Origin of the sequence: Aggregatibacter kilianii, assembly GCF_003129965.1 — a bacterium.
GTDB classification, from domain to species: domain Bacteria; phylum Pseudomonadota; class Gammaproteobacteria; order Enterobacterales; family Pasteurellaceae; genus Aggregatibacter; species Aggregatibacter kilianii_A.
Genome location: NZ_NRCJ01000009.1, coordinates 15,118 through 31,918 on the forward strand (window position 1 = coordinate 15,118; position 16,801 = coordinate 31,918).

A 16,801-nucleotide genomic window follows, 5' to 3' on the forward strand; every position below is an offset into this window, starting at 1 on the left:
TTTTATATGACTGATAAATTAAAAGTATTAATTATTGACGACCACCCGTTAATGCGCCGTGGTATCAAACAACTTGTTGAATTGGAAGAAGGTTTTGAGGTTGTCGGCGGCGCAGGAAACGGCACCGAAGGCATTAATCTGGCATTACAAACCTCGCCTGACCTGATCATTTTGGATCTCAACATGAAAGGCTTATCCGGCTTGGATACGCTTAAAGCCTTGAGGGCCGAAGGGGTGGATGCGCGAATCGTGATCCTCACCGTTTCCGATGCGAAAAATGACATTTTCACCTTAATTGACGCCGGCGCGGACGGTTATTTATTAAAAGACACCGAACCCGACACTTTGCTTTCCCAGCTAAAACGAATCGCCCAAGGGGAAGTAATTTTAAGCGATTCCATCAAAAATCTATTACTGGAACGTCAATCCTCGCAAGAGCCCATTTATTCCCTCACCGATCGCGAAATGGACGTCTTGCGTTTAATCGCCACCGGGCTTTCCAATAAGCAAATTGCAGGGCAATTATTCATTTCGGAAGAAACCGTGAAAGTGCATATTCGTAATTTGCTGCGCAAACTGAACGTCCATTCCCGCGTGGCGGCGACGGTGTTGTATTTCGAACATAAAAACGGCTAAGCCGTTTTCCAAATAACCTCTCAAATAGCCGGTATTATCGCCGGCTATTTTTATGAGAACCCCTTGACCGACCTCAAGAAATATTTTGAAAATCCACCGCACTTTGCATTGCAGGGCTTTAGCCTAACGGGTACACTACAAGCGTTTTACTTTTGGGGTAGGTATGAAGCAATCGGGCAAGCAGATAATACATTGGGCAACGAAAACCGTTTTCGGCATTTGTTTGTTTTGGCCGCCGTTTTTATGGGCGGAACATCTCGTGGACTTGCAAATCGCGGGAATTAAAAACAACAAATTAAATGAAAACGTGCACATTTATACCAATGCCATTGAAAAAGAAGAAATGGACGGCTCCGAGCGCTATCAAGACCAAGTGCGTCAAGCGGTGGATAAGGGCTTGCGCGCCTTCGGTTACTACGAAAGTGCGGTCAGTTTTGAACTCAAAAATCGTGCCAAGCCCAACAAACCTTTATTAATCGCCCATGTCACCGTAGGCAATCCGGTGAAAATCGCCGCCACCGATGTACTTATCAGCGGGCAGGCGGATGAAGATCCGGAATTTGTTAAACTGGAAAGAAACGTACCGAAACCCGGCACGATCCTCAATCACGAAACCTACGACAATTACAAAAGCGCCCTGCAACAACTTGCTCTGACCCGTGGCTATTTTGATGCGGCATTTGCAACCTCCCGCTTAGAAGTAATGCCCTCCACTTATCAGGCATGGTGGAAGTTGGATTTTAACAGCGGCGAACGCTACCGCTACGGCAAAATCAATTTCCAACACGCGCAAATTCGCGAAGACTATTTGCGTAATATGCTGAATATTCAACCCGGTGAAGACTATCTGCTCAATGACCTTTCCACCCTCACCAATAACTATTCTTCAACCAACTGGTTTAGTTCGGTGCTGTTGCAACCTCATTTGGACGATAAAAAGAAGCTGGTGGATCTGGATGTGTTGCTTTATCCGCGTAAGAAAAACATCATGAACGTGGGTATCGGTTATTCCACCGATGTGGGTCCGCGTCTGCAATGGAGCTGGACCAAGCCTTGGATTAACGATCGCGGGCATAGCGTCAGAAGCAATCTGTATCTTTCGTCGCCGAAACAGACCTTAGAACTGACTTACAAACACCCTTTATTGAAAAATCCGCTGAATTATTACTATGAATATTCGGCGGGTTTTGAAAATGAAAATAAAAACGACACCAAAACCACCGCCTCCACGCTCGCCGCTTTGCGCTACTGGAACCACCCGACGGGCTGGCAATATTCTTTAGGTTTAAGGGTGCGTCACGATTCCTTTACGCAGGCGGATATTTCCGATAAGACACTGTTGCTGTATCCGACTACGTCCTTAACCCGCACCCGTTTGCGCGGCGGTGCGTTTCCCGATTGGGGCGATTCACAACGTATCACCTTTGATTTAGGACGCAAATTTTGGCTGTCTGACGTAGATTTCTGGAAAATTCAGGCATCGACTGCTTGGATTCGCACCTATGCACAAAACCATCGGTTTCTCACCCGCTTGGAAATCGGTGTGCTGAATACCGCCAATATTCATCGTATTCCGCCGTCTTTGCGCTTCTTTGCCGGCGGCGATCGTAGCGTGCGCGGTTACGGCTATAAAAAAATCTCGCCGAAAGACCGCAACGGCAAACTTATCGGCGGTTCGCGCTTACTCACCGGCTCCATCGAATATCAATATCAGGTTTATCCGGACTGGTGGCTTGCCACGTTCGTGGATAGCGGGCTGGCGGCAAACGCTTTCGATACCAACGAATTGCGCTACGGCACCGGTGTCGGCGTGCGTTGGGCATCGCCGGTGGGCGCGATAAAATTCGATATTGCCACACCGGTGCGCGATAAGGACAACAGCAAAAATATTCAATTTTATATCGGGCTGGGCGCCGAGTTATAACAAGAATTAGCAGAACGGATAAGAACATGACAGAACACACGGAACAAGCCTTGCAAACGCCGTCAAAGCCAAAAAGAAAAAAAAGCAAGTGGCGTCGCATTTTATGCGCCGTAAGTGCGGTCGTTTTTTTACCTGTTTTTGCCCTGCTCGGCATGCTCGCCACGGAAAGTGGGCAGCACCGGCTGATTCGCTGGGCGGATGATGTTGTCGATGCCCTTTCCATTGAACAAATCGAAGGTAACTTGAGTGAAGGCTTGGTGCTGAAAAATCTCCGTTTTCAAACGGAAGGCATCGGCACACAAGTAGCCGAAGCCCGCCTTCAAATGCAGTTAAGCTGCTTGTGGCGTTTAGATATGTGTATTGATGACATCCGCCTACAACAACCAAGCGTTCAAATTGATACCGCCCTGTTGCCCCCATCGGAACCGACACGCAAAGAAAGTGCGCCGATGAAGCGGATTTCCCTGCCCATTGGCGTGCACATTAAGCAGGTTGCGGTGAGTGAGTTAAGTTTATTGATCGATAAACACCACATGACGTTGGCAACCTTTCACACCGCCGCGACATTAAATAACGAAACGGGTTTAACCGTATCTCCCACCCAAATCCATGATTTCCGTTTTCTTCAGCAAATGGATGAAAACGCCGAGAAAACAAACGAAATCAAAACAGAAAAGGCAGAACCAAGCCCGCCGATTAACTGGGAAAAAGTAGAACAGAATTTGAGCCGACCGCTGCTTGCCGATTTGCAAAAAATCGAGTTGCCGTTTGATATGCACGTTCAAAGCATTGACGGCAAAAACTGGCAATATCAACTCGTTAATGAAAAACAGGAAACGCTGCAGGATATTCAGGTGTCCTCCGCCGAACTGCAAGCGGACGCTACCAATGATGTGGTGCAGTTGCAAAAATTTGACGTGCATAGCAATCTCGGCGATTTAACGGCGAACGGGAAAATGCAACTAAACGAAGATTTTCCGGTGCAATTCAATCTGTCGGGCGATTTCAACACCTTCAAACAAAACGACGAAGTGCTGCTGCCGGCAAGTAAAATAGAGTTATCCCTTTCAGGAACGCTGAAAAAAACGACCGCACTTTTGTTGCAGACCCAAGGGGCGGCAGAGGCAAAACTGGAGGCAAAAGTTCAACCTGCCGCGCCAAAACTACCGTTAACATTACATTTCGTTGCCGACAAAGCGCAATATCCGGTTGATAATAAAGATCCGCTAAAAATTCATGGGTTGGATTTAACCGTGAACGGTGACTTACTGGCGGCGCAAGTCAATTTAACCGGTGCGGTCAGCGGCATGGGCATTCCCAATAATACCCTTGAGTTACAAGCGGTCAGCCATTTATCTAACGTGGAAATTAACCGTTTGTTGCTGAAAGCCTTAAACGGCTCGGCGGAACTGCAAGGCAATCTGAACTGGCGTGACGGCATTGCCTGGGACAGCCGTTTACAACTTGCCAAAATCAATTTAGGCAATTACTTAGCCGCTTTCCCGGCAGTGTTATCGGGCAAATTAAGCTCGCAAGGTAAAGCGAACTCAAACGGTTGGCAAGTTGATGTGCCAGAGTTGGATATTCAAGGAACGCTGTCCCAACGTCCGCTCAACTTAAAAGGCAACTTAACGGCGGGTGACCGGCAATTGCTTAATGTGCCGCAGTTATTGCTCACTTACGGCGAGAATAAAATCAACGCACAAGGACATATCGGCGATCAATCGGATTTTAATCTGAACATTAACGCACCGAATTTACAAGGCTTATGGGCAGATTTATCGGCTGGCTTAAAAGGCAATGTGAAACTCAACGGCAGCCTCGCCAATCCGCACATCTATGCAGATTTAACCGCCAGCCGTTTTACCTTTCAGCAAATGCACCTGAATCAGGCGCTGATTAAAGGCGACATTAACGGTACGGAACACATTAAAGGTCAGCTTGAGGTAAATTTAAACGGCTTTAATTACAATGACATTAACGTCAATCAACTCAAATTAACGGCAAGCGGCGATGAACAAAAACATAGCCTGCAATTACAATCAGACGGCAACCCAGTCGCCGCCAACTTAAATTTAACCGGAAATTTCGACCGCACTTTACAGCAATGGAAAGGCACGCTAAGCCAAATGATGATTAAATCGGAATTCGGCAACCTGCAAACCAACCAGAATGTTGCCGTCACCTATGATAATAAAACCGCCGAAGCGACGATCTCCGCCCATTGCTGGATGCACAGTCAGGCAGATTTATGCTTCCCGCAAACCTTTAAAGTGGGCGCTAACGGCGAAGTGCCCTTTGACATCAAACGCTTCGATCTGGCGTTCGTCAATAAACTGCTTGAACAGGAATTACTCAACGGGCAATTAAACAGCAAAGGTAAAGTAGCCTGGTTTACCGACAAGCCGTTACTCGCCGAAGTGCAAGTTAACGGCAATAATCTGTCTGTGACGCAAAAAGTGGATCGCAAAACATTCCGCTTAGCGATTCCGCAAATCAGCTTAAACGCGAATCTGGCGAACAATAATCTGGCGCTGAAATCCGATATTCATATTCAGAATCAAGGCAGAATCGGAACGGATTTGAAGCTCTCGGATATTGTCAACGCGCGTAAACTGGCCGGTACTTTCAATGTTCAAAACCTAAATCTCAATCTCGCCAATCAACTGCTTAATGGTGGCGAACAGGTCAACGGCGAACTTAACGCGAATCTGACTTTAGGCGGCAGCTTAACGGCGCCGACCCTTAACGGTGATGTTCGCCTCAACAAACTCGGTGCCAAAATACGTTCGTTGCCTTTTGACATTACCGAAAGTGAGTTAACACTGCGCTTTGCCGGCACCAGCTCCACACTACAAGGTTACGTAAAAACCGCCGACAGCCGTTTAAACCTAAGCGGTGAAGCAAATTGGAAAAATGTAAATGACTGGCGCACCCGTTTACACGCCGAGGCGGATAAATTTAAAGTGGATATTCCGTCCATGGCAAGACTGCAAATCAGCCCGAATATCGACATCAGCGCCACGCCAAAACTGTTGGAATTGTCCGGCAATATTGATATTCCTTGGGCGCGCATTGCCATTGAAAGCCTGCCTGACAGTGCCGTGGCAGTGAGTTCCGACGAAGTGATTTTGGACGGTAAAGAAAAAACAAATCTGCCGAAAAATTTACCCTCTGAAACCCAAAGCGGCATGGCAATTCGTTCTGACTTAAGAATCAATATCGGTGATGATGTCAGCCTCAACGCTTACGGTTTAAAAACCCATTTGCACGGATTACTCTCGGTGAAACAGGAAAAAGGCAATCTGGGGCTTTACGGCGAAGTAAACCTGAAAAATGGTCGTTACGCCTCCTTCGGGCAGGACTTGCTGATTCGTAAAGGACTCATCAGTTTTGTCGGTCAACCTTCACAACCCATGCTGAATATCGAAGCGATTCGGAATCCGGAAGCCATGGAAGATGCAAGCGTCACTGCCGGTGTGAAAGTGAACGGCATAGCGACCGCGCCAAACGTAACGATTTTCTCTGAACCGGGAATGCCGCAGGATCAAGCCCTATCCTATATTCTGAGCGGACGCTCTTTAGAAAGTAGCGGAGATGCCGCGTCCAGCGGTTCCGTGGGGGCTGCACTCTTAGGCATGGGGCTTGCCAAAAGCGGCAATGTGGTCGGCGGCATCGGTAAAGCCTTCGGCATCAAAGATCTGAATCTAGGTACAGCCGGAGTCGGCGACAGCTCAAAAGTGGAAGTAAGCGGCAGCATTACGCCGCGACTACAAGTTAAATATGGCGTCGGATTATTTGACGGTTTAGCCGAAGTCACCTTGCGTTATCGCCTGCTGCCGCAACTTTATGTACAATCCGTTTCGGGCGTTAATCAAGCCTTTGATTTACTGTATCAATTTGAATTTTAACTATGAATAACGAAAATTTACTGAATAAAGCTAACCAACTCCATGCACGACGTGGCGAAGTCCGTGAAATCGCCGCCATTGATTTGGGCTCCAACAGCTTTCACATGATCATCGCCCGCATCGTCAACGGCACATTGCAAGTGTTATCCCGCTTGAAGCAAAAAGTGCAACTTGCCGAAGGGTTGGATGAACACCAGGTACTAAACCAAGCGGCGATTGAACGTGGGGTAAATTGTCTGGCGTTATTCGCCGAGCGTTTGCAGGGATTTTCCGCCGAAAACGTCAGCGTCGTCGGCACTTACACCTTACGCCGCGCCGTAAATAACGATGAATTTTTACGTCAAGCCGCTAAGGTCTTTCCTTATCAGATTAATATCATCAGTGGCAAAACCGAAGCCAAAACCATCTATGCCGGCGTTTGCCACACCCAGCCGGAAACCGGGCGGAAATTCGTTATCGACATTGGCGGTGGTTCCACGGAGATGATTATCGGCGATAACTTCACGCCGTTAATTTACGAAAGCCGCCACATGGGTTGTGTCAGCTTTGCCAAACAATTTTTTCCGAACGGCGAAATCAGCGAGGAAAATTTCCGTCAAGCCAAACAAAGCGCATTAAATAAAATCGAAGATCTCGCTTGGGAATATCGCAATCTCGGCTGGCAATCAGTGCTCGGTTCGTCGGGTACGATTAAAACCGTTCATCAGGTTATTTGTGAAAATATCGATGCCAACGGCACGATCACAGCGTATCGCTTAAATCAACTCATTGAGCAAACCCTACAATACGCCCATTTTAATCAACTGAAGTTTAACGGCTTGAACCCCGATCGTGCCGATGTTTTCGTGCCGGGTCTGGCGATTTTAAGCGCGGTATTTGAGAACTTTCACATTGATAAAATGCGTTATTCCGACGGAGCATTACGCGAAGGCGTCATGTATAGTCTGGAACAAAATTTTCAGGTGAATAATATTCGGGAACGCACGGCGCTCGGTTTAGCGGAGCAATTTAATATCGATCAGGCACAGGCGGAACGGGTGTATCAAAGCGCCGCATTGCTGTTTAACCAATATGGCACTTGGCAAAATGCCGAACTGATTCCGGAAATGCAAGATGTGCTTTTCTGGGCGGCGCGTTTGCATGAAGTGGGCATTGTAATTAATCACAAAGCCATGCAAAAGCATTCCGCGTATATTTTATACAACACGGAACTGCCCGGTTTTGATAACGAACAACATCGCCTGCTTTCTACGCTGGTGCGCTATCATAGCGGCAATTTCAAACTGCCGGAGATGTTCAAATTCTCCCGTTATCACGAAAAAGATGTGTTAGCCCTCGTTCGTATTTTACGTTTGGCAGCGATCATCAACCGCTCCCGTCAGGCCACCGAGAAAACCGAAAAAATCACCCTGAAAACCGACCGCACTTTAAATAACTGGCAGTTGGAATTTGAAGCAAATTACCTGGAACATAATCCATTGGTGAAGAGCGATCTGGCATTGGAAAATCGTTTTTTACAAACGCTGGAATTAAGTCTGTCGGCAAATTAACTTAAATGACACATAAAAAAATCCCCGCGATTTTCTCATCACGGGGATTTTTATTATTTAACGCCGATTACGCTTTAGGACCGGCAGAAATTAAGGCTTTACCTTCTGCATTAGTCGCGTATTTTTCGAAGTTTTTCACGAAACGACCGGCAAGATCTTTCGCTTTGGTTTCCCATTGCGCTTTGTCTGCGTAAGTATCACGCGGATCTAAGATGGCTGGGTCAACACCCGGTAATGCATTAGGAATTGCCAAGTTGAAAATTGGTAATTCGCTCATTTGGGCTTTTTCAATAGAGCCGTCTAAGATGGCGTCGATAATGCCGCGTGTATCTTTAATGGAGATACGTTTGCCTGTGCCGTTCCAACCGGTATTCACCAAGTAAGCTTCCGCACCTGCCGCTTGCATACGTTTAACCAACACTTCCGCATATTGGGTTGGGTGTAAGGTTAAGAATGCCGCACCAAAACAGGCAGAGAATGTTGGAGTCGGTTCAGTAATACCACGTTCTGTACCCGCTAATTTCGCAGTAAAGCCGGACAAGAAGTAGTATTTGGTTTGTTCCGGTGTCAATTTAGAAACAGGCGGTAATACACCGAATGCATCTGCGGTTAAGAAAATCACTTTGGTTGCGTGACCTGCACGGGAAACCGGTTTAACGATGTTATCGATGTGATAAATCGGGTAAGACACACGGGTGTTTTCGGTTTTTGAACCATCGTCGAAATCCACGGAACCGTCTGCACGAACAACCACGTTTTCTAACAATGCATCACGACGGATTGCGCGGTAAATATCCGGTTCGTTTTCTTCGGAAAGGTGAATGGTTTTCGCGTAGCAACCACCTTCAAAGTTAAAGATACCTACATCATCCCAACCGTGTTCATCATCACCGATTAATTCGCGTTTCGGATCGGTAGAAAGGGTGGTTTTACCGGTACCGGATAAACCGAAGAACACAGCCACATCACCGTCTTTACCTACGTTAGCGGAACAGTGCATTGCGCCCACGCCTTTCAACGGTAAGAAGTAGTTCATCATGGAGAACATACCTTTCTTCATTTCACCGCCGTACCATGTACCGCCGATTAATTGAATGCGTTCGGTTAAGTTGAATGCTACGAAGTTTTCGGAATTCAAACCTTGTTCTTTCCAGTTCGGGTTGGTGCATTTAGAACCGTTCATCACCACGAAGCTTGGTTTGAAATCTTTGAGTTCGGCATCGGTCGGACGAATAAACATGTTTTTCACGAAATGCGCCTGCCATGCCACTTCGGTCACGATGCGCACCGCAATGCGGTCTTTTTCACTGGCGCCGCAGAAACCGTCGATAACAAATAAACGTTTGCCGGAAAGCTCTTTGGTAACAATGTCTTTCAAGCTTGCCCAAGTGTCTTGCGTCATCGGTTTATTGTCGTTTTTCGCCGCGTCGGAAGTCCACCACACGGTGTCTTTGGTGGTGTCATCTAAAACGATATATTTATCCTTAGGAGAACGTCCGGTAAAAATGCCGGTATCCACGGCTACCGCGCCGGTTGTGGTTAAGGTTCCTTTTTCAAACCCTTCCAAACCCGGTTTGGTTTCTTCTTCAAAAAGTTGTTCATAACTTGGGTTATAAACCACTTCTTTTACGTTATGGATACCAATTGCTTCAAGTTCTTTAATTACTTTGTTTACATCTGTCATACTTCACCTCATTGTGTTAAAAGTTAAAATTAAAAATTGAGCATATTCTATGAAAATTTCTACCCAAAAACTGTTAGCTTGATCAAATATTTGAACATTACTTTATTTTTTATTGGGTTTTAGGGTAAATTTATCCACCAATTTGAGAAGCATTTTCGCTATACGTTAAAAACAATATAAAAAACCACCGCACTTTCAACGGGAACTTATGATTCAGCCCCCGTTCTAAGTAACACAATGACTCCACTACTCAAAAGGAACAACATGAAATTATTCAAAACCTTTTTACTTGCCGTTTTACTTTACATCCCCGGCGCATGGGCTGCGGATCCCGTGGATTTAAACATCAAATACAGCTCCAATTATTTAATGCCTGCGTACGTGCATTTTAAAACAGACGGCTTTGAATATACCATTAAAGCCAACATCAACGTGCCGTTATACAACATTCAATTCACGTCCAAAGGCGCACAAAGTAGCAACTTTTTCAATATGTTAAGTTATAAAGACACACGTAACGACAAGCCTTATGCGGAAGCCAAAATCGCCAACCGCAAAATTGAATACGGCAAAGTGAAAGACGGCTTAAAAACCGAAGACTTAACCCTGCCGACCTACGATTTATTCACGGTGGCATTCCAGTTGAGTTACTACGATAAACTGCCGAACAGCTTCCAAATCACCAACGGCAAAAAACTCTACCCGATGGAAAATGTGGTGCTGAACACCAGTAAAAAACAGATTAAATACAACAAACAGGACGTGACCGAAATCACCTATCAATTTAAAACCGGCAATAAAGACATTGTGGTGAAAAAACACGAAGGCGAAAAATTCCCTCGATTTATTTCCTATAACCGCGACGGTGATGAATATGAACTCACCTTCAGCGAGTTTGTGAAAAACTGACATTCCCACGAAAAAATAAAGCCACCTAAAAAGGTGGCTTTTTGTTGGGTAAAGTGCGGTGAAAAATTTAAGTGTTTTTTTGACCGCACTTTACCCTAATAATATTCGTATGAATTTTCAACAATGGTGTTGGTCGGATGATTATTCTCATCAAACGCTTCAATTTTCACCACATTTCCATGACTATCCAACGTATTTTTCCACCTGATGACGGAAGATATGCGACCGTCGCCGAAACCGTAAGGGGGAAACACTTCAAATTTAATTTTATGTCCATGAGTATCAAAGGTCGTCACTTCCCGTCCTCCATGTGCAAATTGCGTTTGTTCAACTAATTTCCCTTCAATATATTTGTTTACATATTTAAAAGGCTCACCGCCAAATATTTCATTTCGGGATTCTACAATATTGCCGTATTCATCATAATGGTGACGGTATTTATTCAGTCCGTTTTCAAGTTTTTCACAATCCTCTTCACAGGACTCGTCTTCTGTTTTTTCAATCAACAACAACCCATTCTTATCATAGGTATTTTCAGATATCACTCGCTTTGAATCGCCTTCCGGTTTGAATTCCTGAATGACGGTCAGAGTACCATCCGAATTGGCACGATAGTGATACTCCGTAAAATGATTATCACCATCCGAAAACGATTTCACCAAACGCCCTTGTTCGTCATAAACAAAGTTTAGCACCTGTGTAAAATGCCCCAAAACCTCTTCTTTGGTTTTGAACCCCTGCGGATTAAAGTAAGTAGTCTCGCGTTCCTCAACCCGAGAACTGTCCCGTTCAATTAATTTCCTTTCCCATTTTTTAACCGGCCCTTTCAGATTTAATAAGGCTAAATCGGTTTTTAGGTTGGCAAAAAGTGCGGTGGAAAACAGAGTTAAAATACATCCTAATAAAATACGCTGCATAAACGTCGTCCTTAAGTAACAAAAAAGTGCGGTCAAAAAAACACATGAATTTTTGACCGCACTTTTAATTCGCATTTATTTTAATTGTTGTTCAATAATACCGCCGCCAAGGCAAACCTCATCCAAGTAGAACACCGCCGATTGTCCCGGGGTGACGGCAATTTGCGGTTCGTCAAAAATGACTTTGATGGTTTCGTCGTTAATCGGCTCAATGGTGCAAGGCACGTCCGTTTGGCGATAACGGGTTTTCACCGTGCAACGTAAAGTTGAGCGAATCGGTTGGCGATCGACCCAATGTAATTGCTGCGCAATTAAGCCCGTAGAAAGCAACGCAGAATGATCATGCCCTTGCGCCACGATCAGTTCGTTATTCACCAGATCTTTTTCCACCACATACCAAGCCTCTTCGCTTGCGCCTTTTACACCGCCGATGCCTAAGCCCTTGCGCTGCCCCAAAGTGTGATACATCAAACCGTCATGACGACCGATAATGTCGCCGTCCACCGTGCGAATATTGCCCGGTTGTGCCGGCAAATAACGCGCCAGAAAATCTTTAAATTTGCGCTCACCGATAAAACAGATGCCGGTGGAATCTTTTTTCTTCGCCGTGACCAAGCCTAAATCTTCCGCGATAGCACGCACAATGGGCTTTTCAATATCGCCGACGGGGAATAGGCTTTGTCCCACTTGTTTGTGGCTTAAGGTGTAAAGAAAATAGCTTTGATCTTTATTGGCATCCAAACCACGTAATAGCTGAGCGTTGTCATCATCGCCTGCACGACGAACATAATGCCCCGTAGCAATATAATTCGCCCCCAAATCTTCCGCCGCGTATTCTAAGAACGCTTTAAATTTGATTTCCTTGTTACACAGAATATCCGGATTCGGCGTGCGTCCTGCTTTGTATTCGCTGAGAAAATGTTCAAACACGTTATCCCAATATTCCGCCGCAAAATTGATTTTATGTAATTTAATGCCAAGCTTGTCGCATACGGCTTGCGCATCGGCGAGATCCGCTGCCGCGGTGCAATAATCCGTATCATCGTCCTCTTCCCAATTCTTCATGAACAAGCCTTCTACTTGATAGCCTTGTTGTTGAAGAATGAAAGCGGAAACGGAGGAATCGACCCCGCCAGACATCCCGCAAATCACTTTTTTAGTGGCATTTTCGGCGAGTTGTTCTGGGGTTAATTTTGGAAAGCGTTGGTTATAAGTGTTTGAAGTTAACATAATTCTCCCGTAACTTCGGTTAAGGCGAAGCACATTGGTTGTTGAACAATAATAATGTTCTTTTAATGAATAATTGAAGTATCCTCTTTCAGAATATAAGAGGGTTCATCATTAAAAGAAATTTTGTAAAAGGTTTTTCCTGATTTTCCGACCACCTCTTTAAACGTCGGACAAGGGATGTCTGTTGCTTTCAATATAAGTAAGGTTGGCATATCTTTTATTTCATTTTCGGTTTAATCTAAGACGGACTTGCTATAAATAGGTGTATCTTTTTGGACAAGCACATCAGGAGAAGATGCATTACCGCTATCATCTTCATCATCATGAAAAATACCTTTTTCAATTGCGAATGGTTTATGATCGACTAATTTCTTTGCATCTTCTTCTGAAATATAAAGTGAGCCCATGCCATAACGCACTTCAGCAGTGGAAAACATTGGCATCGTATTTAGCCATGCGCCTTCTTTGACTGAAACAACCGCTTTATTAAACTCAGCATCAGCATAAAGATTAATATCCGAATTTACCTTTGCGGGATAATGCCCGGCAAAAGCAAAAGATGAAATCATTAATAAAAACGAAGAAGAAATAAATTTTGATAATTTCATGGTTTTACTTCACTTCATAAAACTGCGAGTCATCATCTTTCTTCGCAAATTTTTGTTCGTATTCCGCTTTGGCTTGTTCGTCACCTGCATCGAGTTTTGATTGAAGTGTGTCGCAAGGCTTGTCGCAGTCGCAGGCTTTGGCGATACCTAAGGAAGACAACCCGCCGCAACTGCCTTTAAGGGCTTGGCGTTTAACGATATAACCCAGTGCCATGGCTAAGATGATGAGGATGAAAATCCCGAAAGTCACTAAAAATAATTTCATAATCGCTCCATAAATAATCTCAATATCCACCGCACTTATGACAAAAAAGTGCGGTCATTTTTAGCTGTGTTTTTTTACTGTGCCAAGAACGGCTTGAACGCCGAGGACATTTCCGTGCGATAGCCCTTGCCGTCTTTGATAATCATAAAAATCGGCAGTTTTTCCTGCTCCGCCACTTCCAACGCTTTTTGTTCTCCCAACACAAATAAGCCGGTGGAAAGCCCGTCGGCGGTCATGGAAGTCGGTGTTAACACGGTGATTGACGCCAAGGCGTGTTGAATCGGATAGCCGGTTTTCGGATCGATTTCGTGGGAAAAGCGCACACCGTCTTGTTCAAAATAATTACGATAATCGCCTGATGTCGCCATCGCCATATTCTCCAAACCGATAATCTGCTGGGCGGCTTGTTTGCCGTCAAAGGTCGGGCGTTCAATGGCGATTTGCCATGGCTTGCTTTCGGCATTTTTGCCCTTGGCACGAATTTCGCCACCGATTTCCACCATGTAGTTTTGTACCTTAATGCTTTCCAGATAATCTGCCACCTGATCGACGCCGAAGCCTTTGGCGATAGAGGAAAGATCCACATAAAGTTGCGGCATGGCTTTTGTTAGGAAAAACTTCCCGCTCTCTTCAGTAAGTGACAATTTATCAATGCCCACCCACGCTTGGCGTTCGGCGATTTGCTCCGCCGTCGGCTGTTTTTCAACGCGTTTTTCCGGACCAAAGCCCCAAAGATTTACCACCGGTCCGACAGTAATATCCAATGCGCCTTGTGTCACCTGATTTAAGCGAATCGCTTCTTTCACCACCTTGGCAAGATCCGCAGAAATTTCAATCGGCGCGTTGGTTTCTATGTTTTGATTAAAACGACTGAGTTCGGAATCCTTCATGTAAGTGGACATTTTCGCATTTACATCTTTTAAAATCGCATCAATTTGTTCGTGCGCCTGTTGTGATGCGATAGAAACGTCGCCGTTGTTTGCATATTTAATGTGATAAGTCGTTCCCATGGTTTTACCGGTAAGGGATACGATTTCGGCTTCATGTTTTGGCGTCGCCGTTTGCGGCGAATTCGCTTGTTGCGATGCCGTCGGTTGATCGCAGGCGCTTAATACCAACGCCATCGCGGCAAGGGCAAACCCGCGCGCGAGAGATTTCGTCATTTGCACAATACTTTCCTGATATGAAATGGATCACACGCAAACCAACTGTTGAAATTGGTTTGCGTGTGATGAATCAACATGAAAAACGCTGTAAATTTCGACCGCACTTCAACATAAAGTGCGGTCATTTTTTACGATGTTTTTAAACCTACAAGGCATTAACCACCGAAGTCATCCAACAAGATGTTTTCATCTTCAACGCCGAGGTCTTTCAACATTTTGATTACCGCAGCGTTCATGACCGGAGGTCCGCACATGTAGTATTCACAATCTTCCGGTGCTTCATGGTTTTTCAGGTAGTTTTCATAAAGCACGTTGTGAATAAAGCCGGTGTAACCTGTCCAATTGTCTTCCGGCAACGGATCGGATAACGCCACATGCCATTGGAAGTTCGGATTTTCTTCTTGCAGATGATCGAAATCTTCCACATAGAACATTTCACGTTTAGAACGGGCACCATACCAGAAGGACATTTTACGTTTGGAATGTAAACGTTTTAACTGGTCGAAGATGTGGGAACGCATTGGCGCCATACCCGCACCACCACCGATGAACACCATTTCGGCGTCGGTTTCTTTCGCAAAGAATTCACCGAACGGACCAGAAATAATCACTTTATCACCCGGTTTTAATGACCAAATATAAGAGGACATTTGTCCCGGAGGCGCATCAGGCACACGCGGCGGAGGTGTTGCGATACGCACGTTCAGCATAATAATGCCTTTTTCTTCCGGATAAGACGCCATGGAGTAAGCGCGGATAATATGCTCGTCCACTTTTGACACATAACGCCATAAATCGTATTTGTCCCAATCTTCGTGGTACTCTTTCGGAATATCGAAGTCTTTGTAGTAAACCGTATGCGGTTCCGCTTCAATTTGGATATAACCGCCGGCACGGAACGGCACTTCTTCACCTTCAGGAATCGCCAATTTAAGTTCTTTGATGAAAGTTGCCTTGTTATCGTTAGAAATAACGGTACATTCCCATTTTTTCACGCCGAAGATTTCTTCCGGCAATTCGATATCCATGTTGCCTTTCACGTTGACTTGGCAAGACAGACGATAGCCTTCTTTCGCTTCACGTTTGGTAATGTGGGATAGCTCGGTCGGTAAAATTTCACCGCCGCCGCTTTTCACTTTCACGACACATTGACCGCAGGAACCGCCGCCACCGCAAGCGGATGACACGAAGATACCTTTGCTGGCAAGGGCACCGAGCAATTTACCGCCTGCCGGTAAGGTAATGGCTTTGTTCGGATCGTCGTTAATTTGAATGGTAATATCGCCGGAATCCACCAATTTGGATTTAGCAAACAAGATGATTGCAACGAGCACCAAAACGATAGCGGTAAAGGCTGCAACACCGAGTAAAAGAATTGTAGTTTCGCTCATTTATGCACTCCTTATAACTGAATACCGGAGAATGACATAAAGCCAAGCGCCATCAAGCCTGCGGAGATAAAGGTGATCCCTAAACCGCGTAAACCTGCCGGCACGTCAGAATATTTCATTTTCTCAGTTAAGCCCGCCAACGCAACGATTGCCAACATCCAACCCAAGCCCGCGCCGATACCGTAAACGGCAGATTCTGCGAAAGTATATTCACGTTGGATGGCAAAGGATACGCCCCCGAAAATCGCACAGTTTACGGCGATGAGCGGAAGGAAAATCCCAAGTGCGTTATACAACGCCGGGAAGAATTTATCTAAGGTCATTTCAAGAATTTGAACGATACCCGCGATAATCCCGATGAAAGTGATAAAGCTTAAGAACGATAAATCCACGCCTTCAACCAAAGCGCTGTCTTTCAATACATGCTCATACACGAATTGGTTCGCCGGTACGGAAATACCAAGCACCACCGTTACCGCCACGCCTAAGCCAAATGCCGTTGACACTTTCTTAGATACGGCAAGGAAAGTACACATTCCCAAGAAAAAGGAAAGCGCCATGTTTTCAATGAAGATCGCCTTCACAAATAGGCTAATATAATGTTCCATTG

13 protein-coding genes are annotated in these 16,801 nt (G+C 45.4%); 5 read left to right on the forward strand and 8 right to left on the reverse strand.

What is annotated here, in order from left to right; genetic code table 11:
- The first annotated feature begins 6 nt into the window (after positions 1–6).
- From narL to ppx, 4 genes are all read left to right on the forward strand, one after another.
- Positions 7–636 carry a two-component system response regulator NarL gene (narL, locus tag DK430_RS07920; RefSeq protein WP_005578040.1) on the forward strand — a complete coding sequence of 210 codons (630 nt, stop codon included), beginning with the start codon at positions 7–9 and terminating at the stop codon, positions 634–636.
- Positions 637–799: 163 nt separating this feature from the next.
- Positions 800–2,560, forward strand: coding sequence for an autotransporter assembly complex protein TamA (gene tamA, locus DK430_RS07925; protein WP_162616826.1), 1,761 nt, complete (start codon positions 800–802; stop codon positions 2,558–2,560).
- Between the two features lie 26 nt (positions 2,561–2,586).
- Complete coding sequence (gene tamB / locus DK430_RS07930) at positions 2,587–6,471, forward strand: autotransporter assembly complex protein TamB (RefSeq protein ID WP_109078543.1); 3,885 nt, start codon at positions 2,587–2,589, stop codon at positions 6,469–6,471.
- 2 nt (positions 6,472–6,473) lie between these two features.
- Entirely contained in the window at positions 6,474–8,021 is a 1,548-nt protein-coding gene (gene ppx, locus DK430_RS07935) for an exopolyphosphatase (RefSeq protein ID WP_109078544.1), read from the forward strand.
- A 67-nt stretch (positions 8,022–8,088) separates the two neighbouring features.
- On the opposite strand, the gene pckA is transcribed toward ppx, so the two are convergent.
- Positions 8,089–9,705: a phosphoenolpyruvate carboxykinase (ATP) gene (gene pckA, locus DK430_RS07940; RefSeq protein WP_109078545.1), complete on the reverse strand. Its 1,617-nt coding sequence runs from the start codon at positions 9,703–9,705 to the stop codon at positions 8,089–8,091.
- 264 nt (positions 9,706–9,969) lie between these two features.
- Between pckA and DK430_RS07945 the strand changes: the two genes are divergently transcribed.
- On the forward strand, positions 9,970–10,614 hold the full coding sequence (locus tag DK430_RS07945) for a hypothetical protein (protein ID WP_109078546.1): 645 nt from the start codon (positions 9,970–9,972) through the stop codon (positions 10,612–10,614).
- A 95-nt stretch (positions 10,615–10,709) separates the two neighbouring features.
- On the opposite strand, the gene DK430_RS07950 is transcribed toward DK430_RS07945, so the two are convergent.
- From DK430_RS07950 to nqrE, 7 genes are all read right to left on the reverse strand, one after another.
- Positions 10,710–11,531, reverse strand: coding sequence for a hypothetical protein (locus tag DK430_RS07950; protein ID WP_109078547.1), 822 nt, complete (start codon positions 11,529–11,531; stop codon positions 10,710–10,712).
- Positions 11,532–11,606: 75 nt separating this feature from the next.
- Positions 11,607–12,761, reverse strand: a complete 1,155-nt coding sequence (mnmA, locus tag DK430_RS07955; RefSeq protein WP_109078548.1) for a tRNA 2-thiouridine(34) synthase MnmA — start codon at positions 12,759–12,761, stop codon at positions 11,607–11,609.
- 233 nt (positions 12,762–12,994) lie between these two features.
- Positions 12,995–13,369 carry a hypothetical protein gene (locus DK430_RS07960; protein ID WP_109078549.1) on the reverse strand — a complete coding sequence of 125 codons (375 nt, stop codon included), beginning with the start codon at positions 13,367–13,369 and terminating at the stop codon, positions 12,995–12,997.
- Between the two features lie 4 nt (positions 13,370–13,373).
- Positions 13,374–13,634, reverse strand: coding sequence for a (Na+)-NQR maturation NqrM (nqrM, locus tag DK430_RS07965; protein WP_109078550.1), 261 nt, complete (start codon positions 13,632–13,634; stop codon positions 13,374–13,376).
- 74 nt (positions 13,635–13,708) lie between these two features.
- Positions 13,709–14,797: an FAD:protein FMN transferase gene (locus DK430_RS07970; RefSeq protein ID WP_429696972.1), complete on the reverse strand. Its 1,089-nt coding sequence runs from the start codon at positions 14,795–14,797 to the stop codon at positions 13,709–13,711.
- Between the two features lie 158 nt (positions 14,798–14,955).
- Positions 14,956–16,191 (reverse strand): NADH:ubiquinone reductase (Na(+)-transporting) subunit F, encoded by a 1,236-nt coding sequence (nqrF, locus tag DK430_RS07975; protein ID WP_109078552.1) that lies wholly within the window; start codon positions 16,189–16,191, stop codon positions 14,956–14,958.
- 11 nt (positions 16,192–16,202) lie between these two features.
- A complete protein-coding gene (nqrE, locus tag DK430_RS07980; protein ID WP_109078553.1) occupies positions 16,203–16,799 on the reverse strand; it encodes an NADH:ubiquinone reductase (Na(+)-transporting) subunit E in 597 nt (198 codons plus the stop codon).
- Between the last annotated feature and the right edge of the window lie 2 nt (positions 16,800–16,801).

Bases quoted from the DNA above. Each gene is read 5' to 3' on its own strand.
- ppx (WP_109078544.1), top strand. From the start codon at position 6,474: ATGAATAACGAAAATTTACTGAATAAAGCTAACCAACTCCATGCACGA.
- DK430_RS07950 (WP_109078547.1), bottom strand. From the start codon at position 11,531: ATGCAGCGTATTTTATTAGGATGTATTTTAACTCTGTTTTCCACCGCA.
- pckA (WP_109078545.1), bottom strand. From the start codon at position 9,705: ATGACAGATGTAAACAAAGTAATTAAAGAACTTGAAGCAATTGGTATC.
- tamB (WP_109078543.1), top strand. From the start codon at position 2,587: ATGACAGAACACACGGAACAAGCCTTGCAAACGCCGTCAAAGCCAAAA.
- narL (WP_005578040.1), top strand. From the start codon at position 7: ATGACTGATAAATTAAAAGTATTAATTATTGACGACCACCCGTTAATG.
- DK430_RS07960 (WP_109078549.1), bottom strand. From the start codon at position 13,369: ATGAAATTATCAAAATTTATTTCTTCTTCGTTTTTATTAATGATTTCA.
- nqrF (WP_109078552.1), bottom strand. From the start codon at position 16,191: ATGAGCGAAACTACAATTCTTTTACTCGGTGTTGCAGCCTTTACCGCT.
- tamA (WP_162616826.1), top strand. From the start codon at position 800: ATGAAGCAATCGGGCAAGCAGATAATACATTGGGCAACGAAAACCGTT.
- DK430_RS07945 (WP_109078546.1), top strand. From the start codon at position 9,970: ATGAAATTATTCAAAACCTTTTTACTTGCCGTTTTACTTTACATCCCC.
- nqrM (WP_109078550.1), bottom strand. From the start codon at position 13,634: ATGAAATTATTTTTAGTGACTTTCGGGATTTTCATCCTCATCATCTTA.
- DK430_RS07970 (WP_429696972.1), bottom strand. From the start codon at position 14,797: ATGACGAAATCTCTCGCGCGCGGGTTTGCCCTTGCCGCGATGGCGTTG.
- mnmA (WP_109078548.1), bottom strand. From the start codon at position 12,761: ATGTTAACTTCAAACACTTATAACCAACGCTTTCCAAAATTAACCCCA.
- nqrE (WP_109078553.1), bottom strand. From the start codon at position 16,799: ATGGAACATTATATTAGCCTATTTGTGAAGGCGATCTTCATTGAAAAC.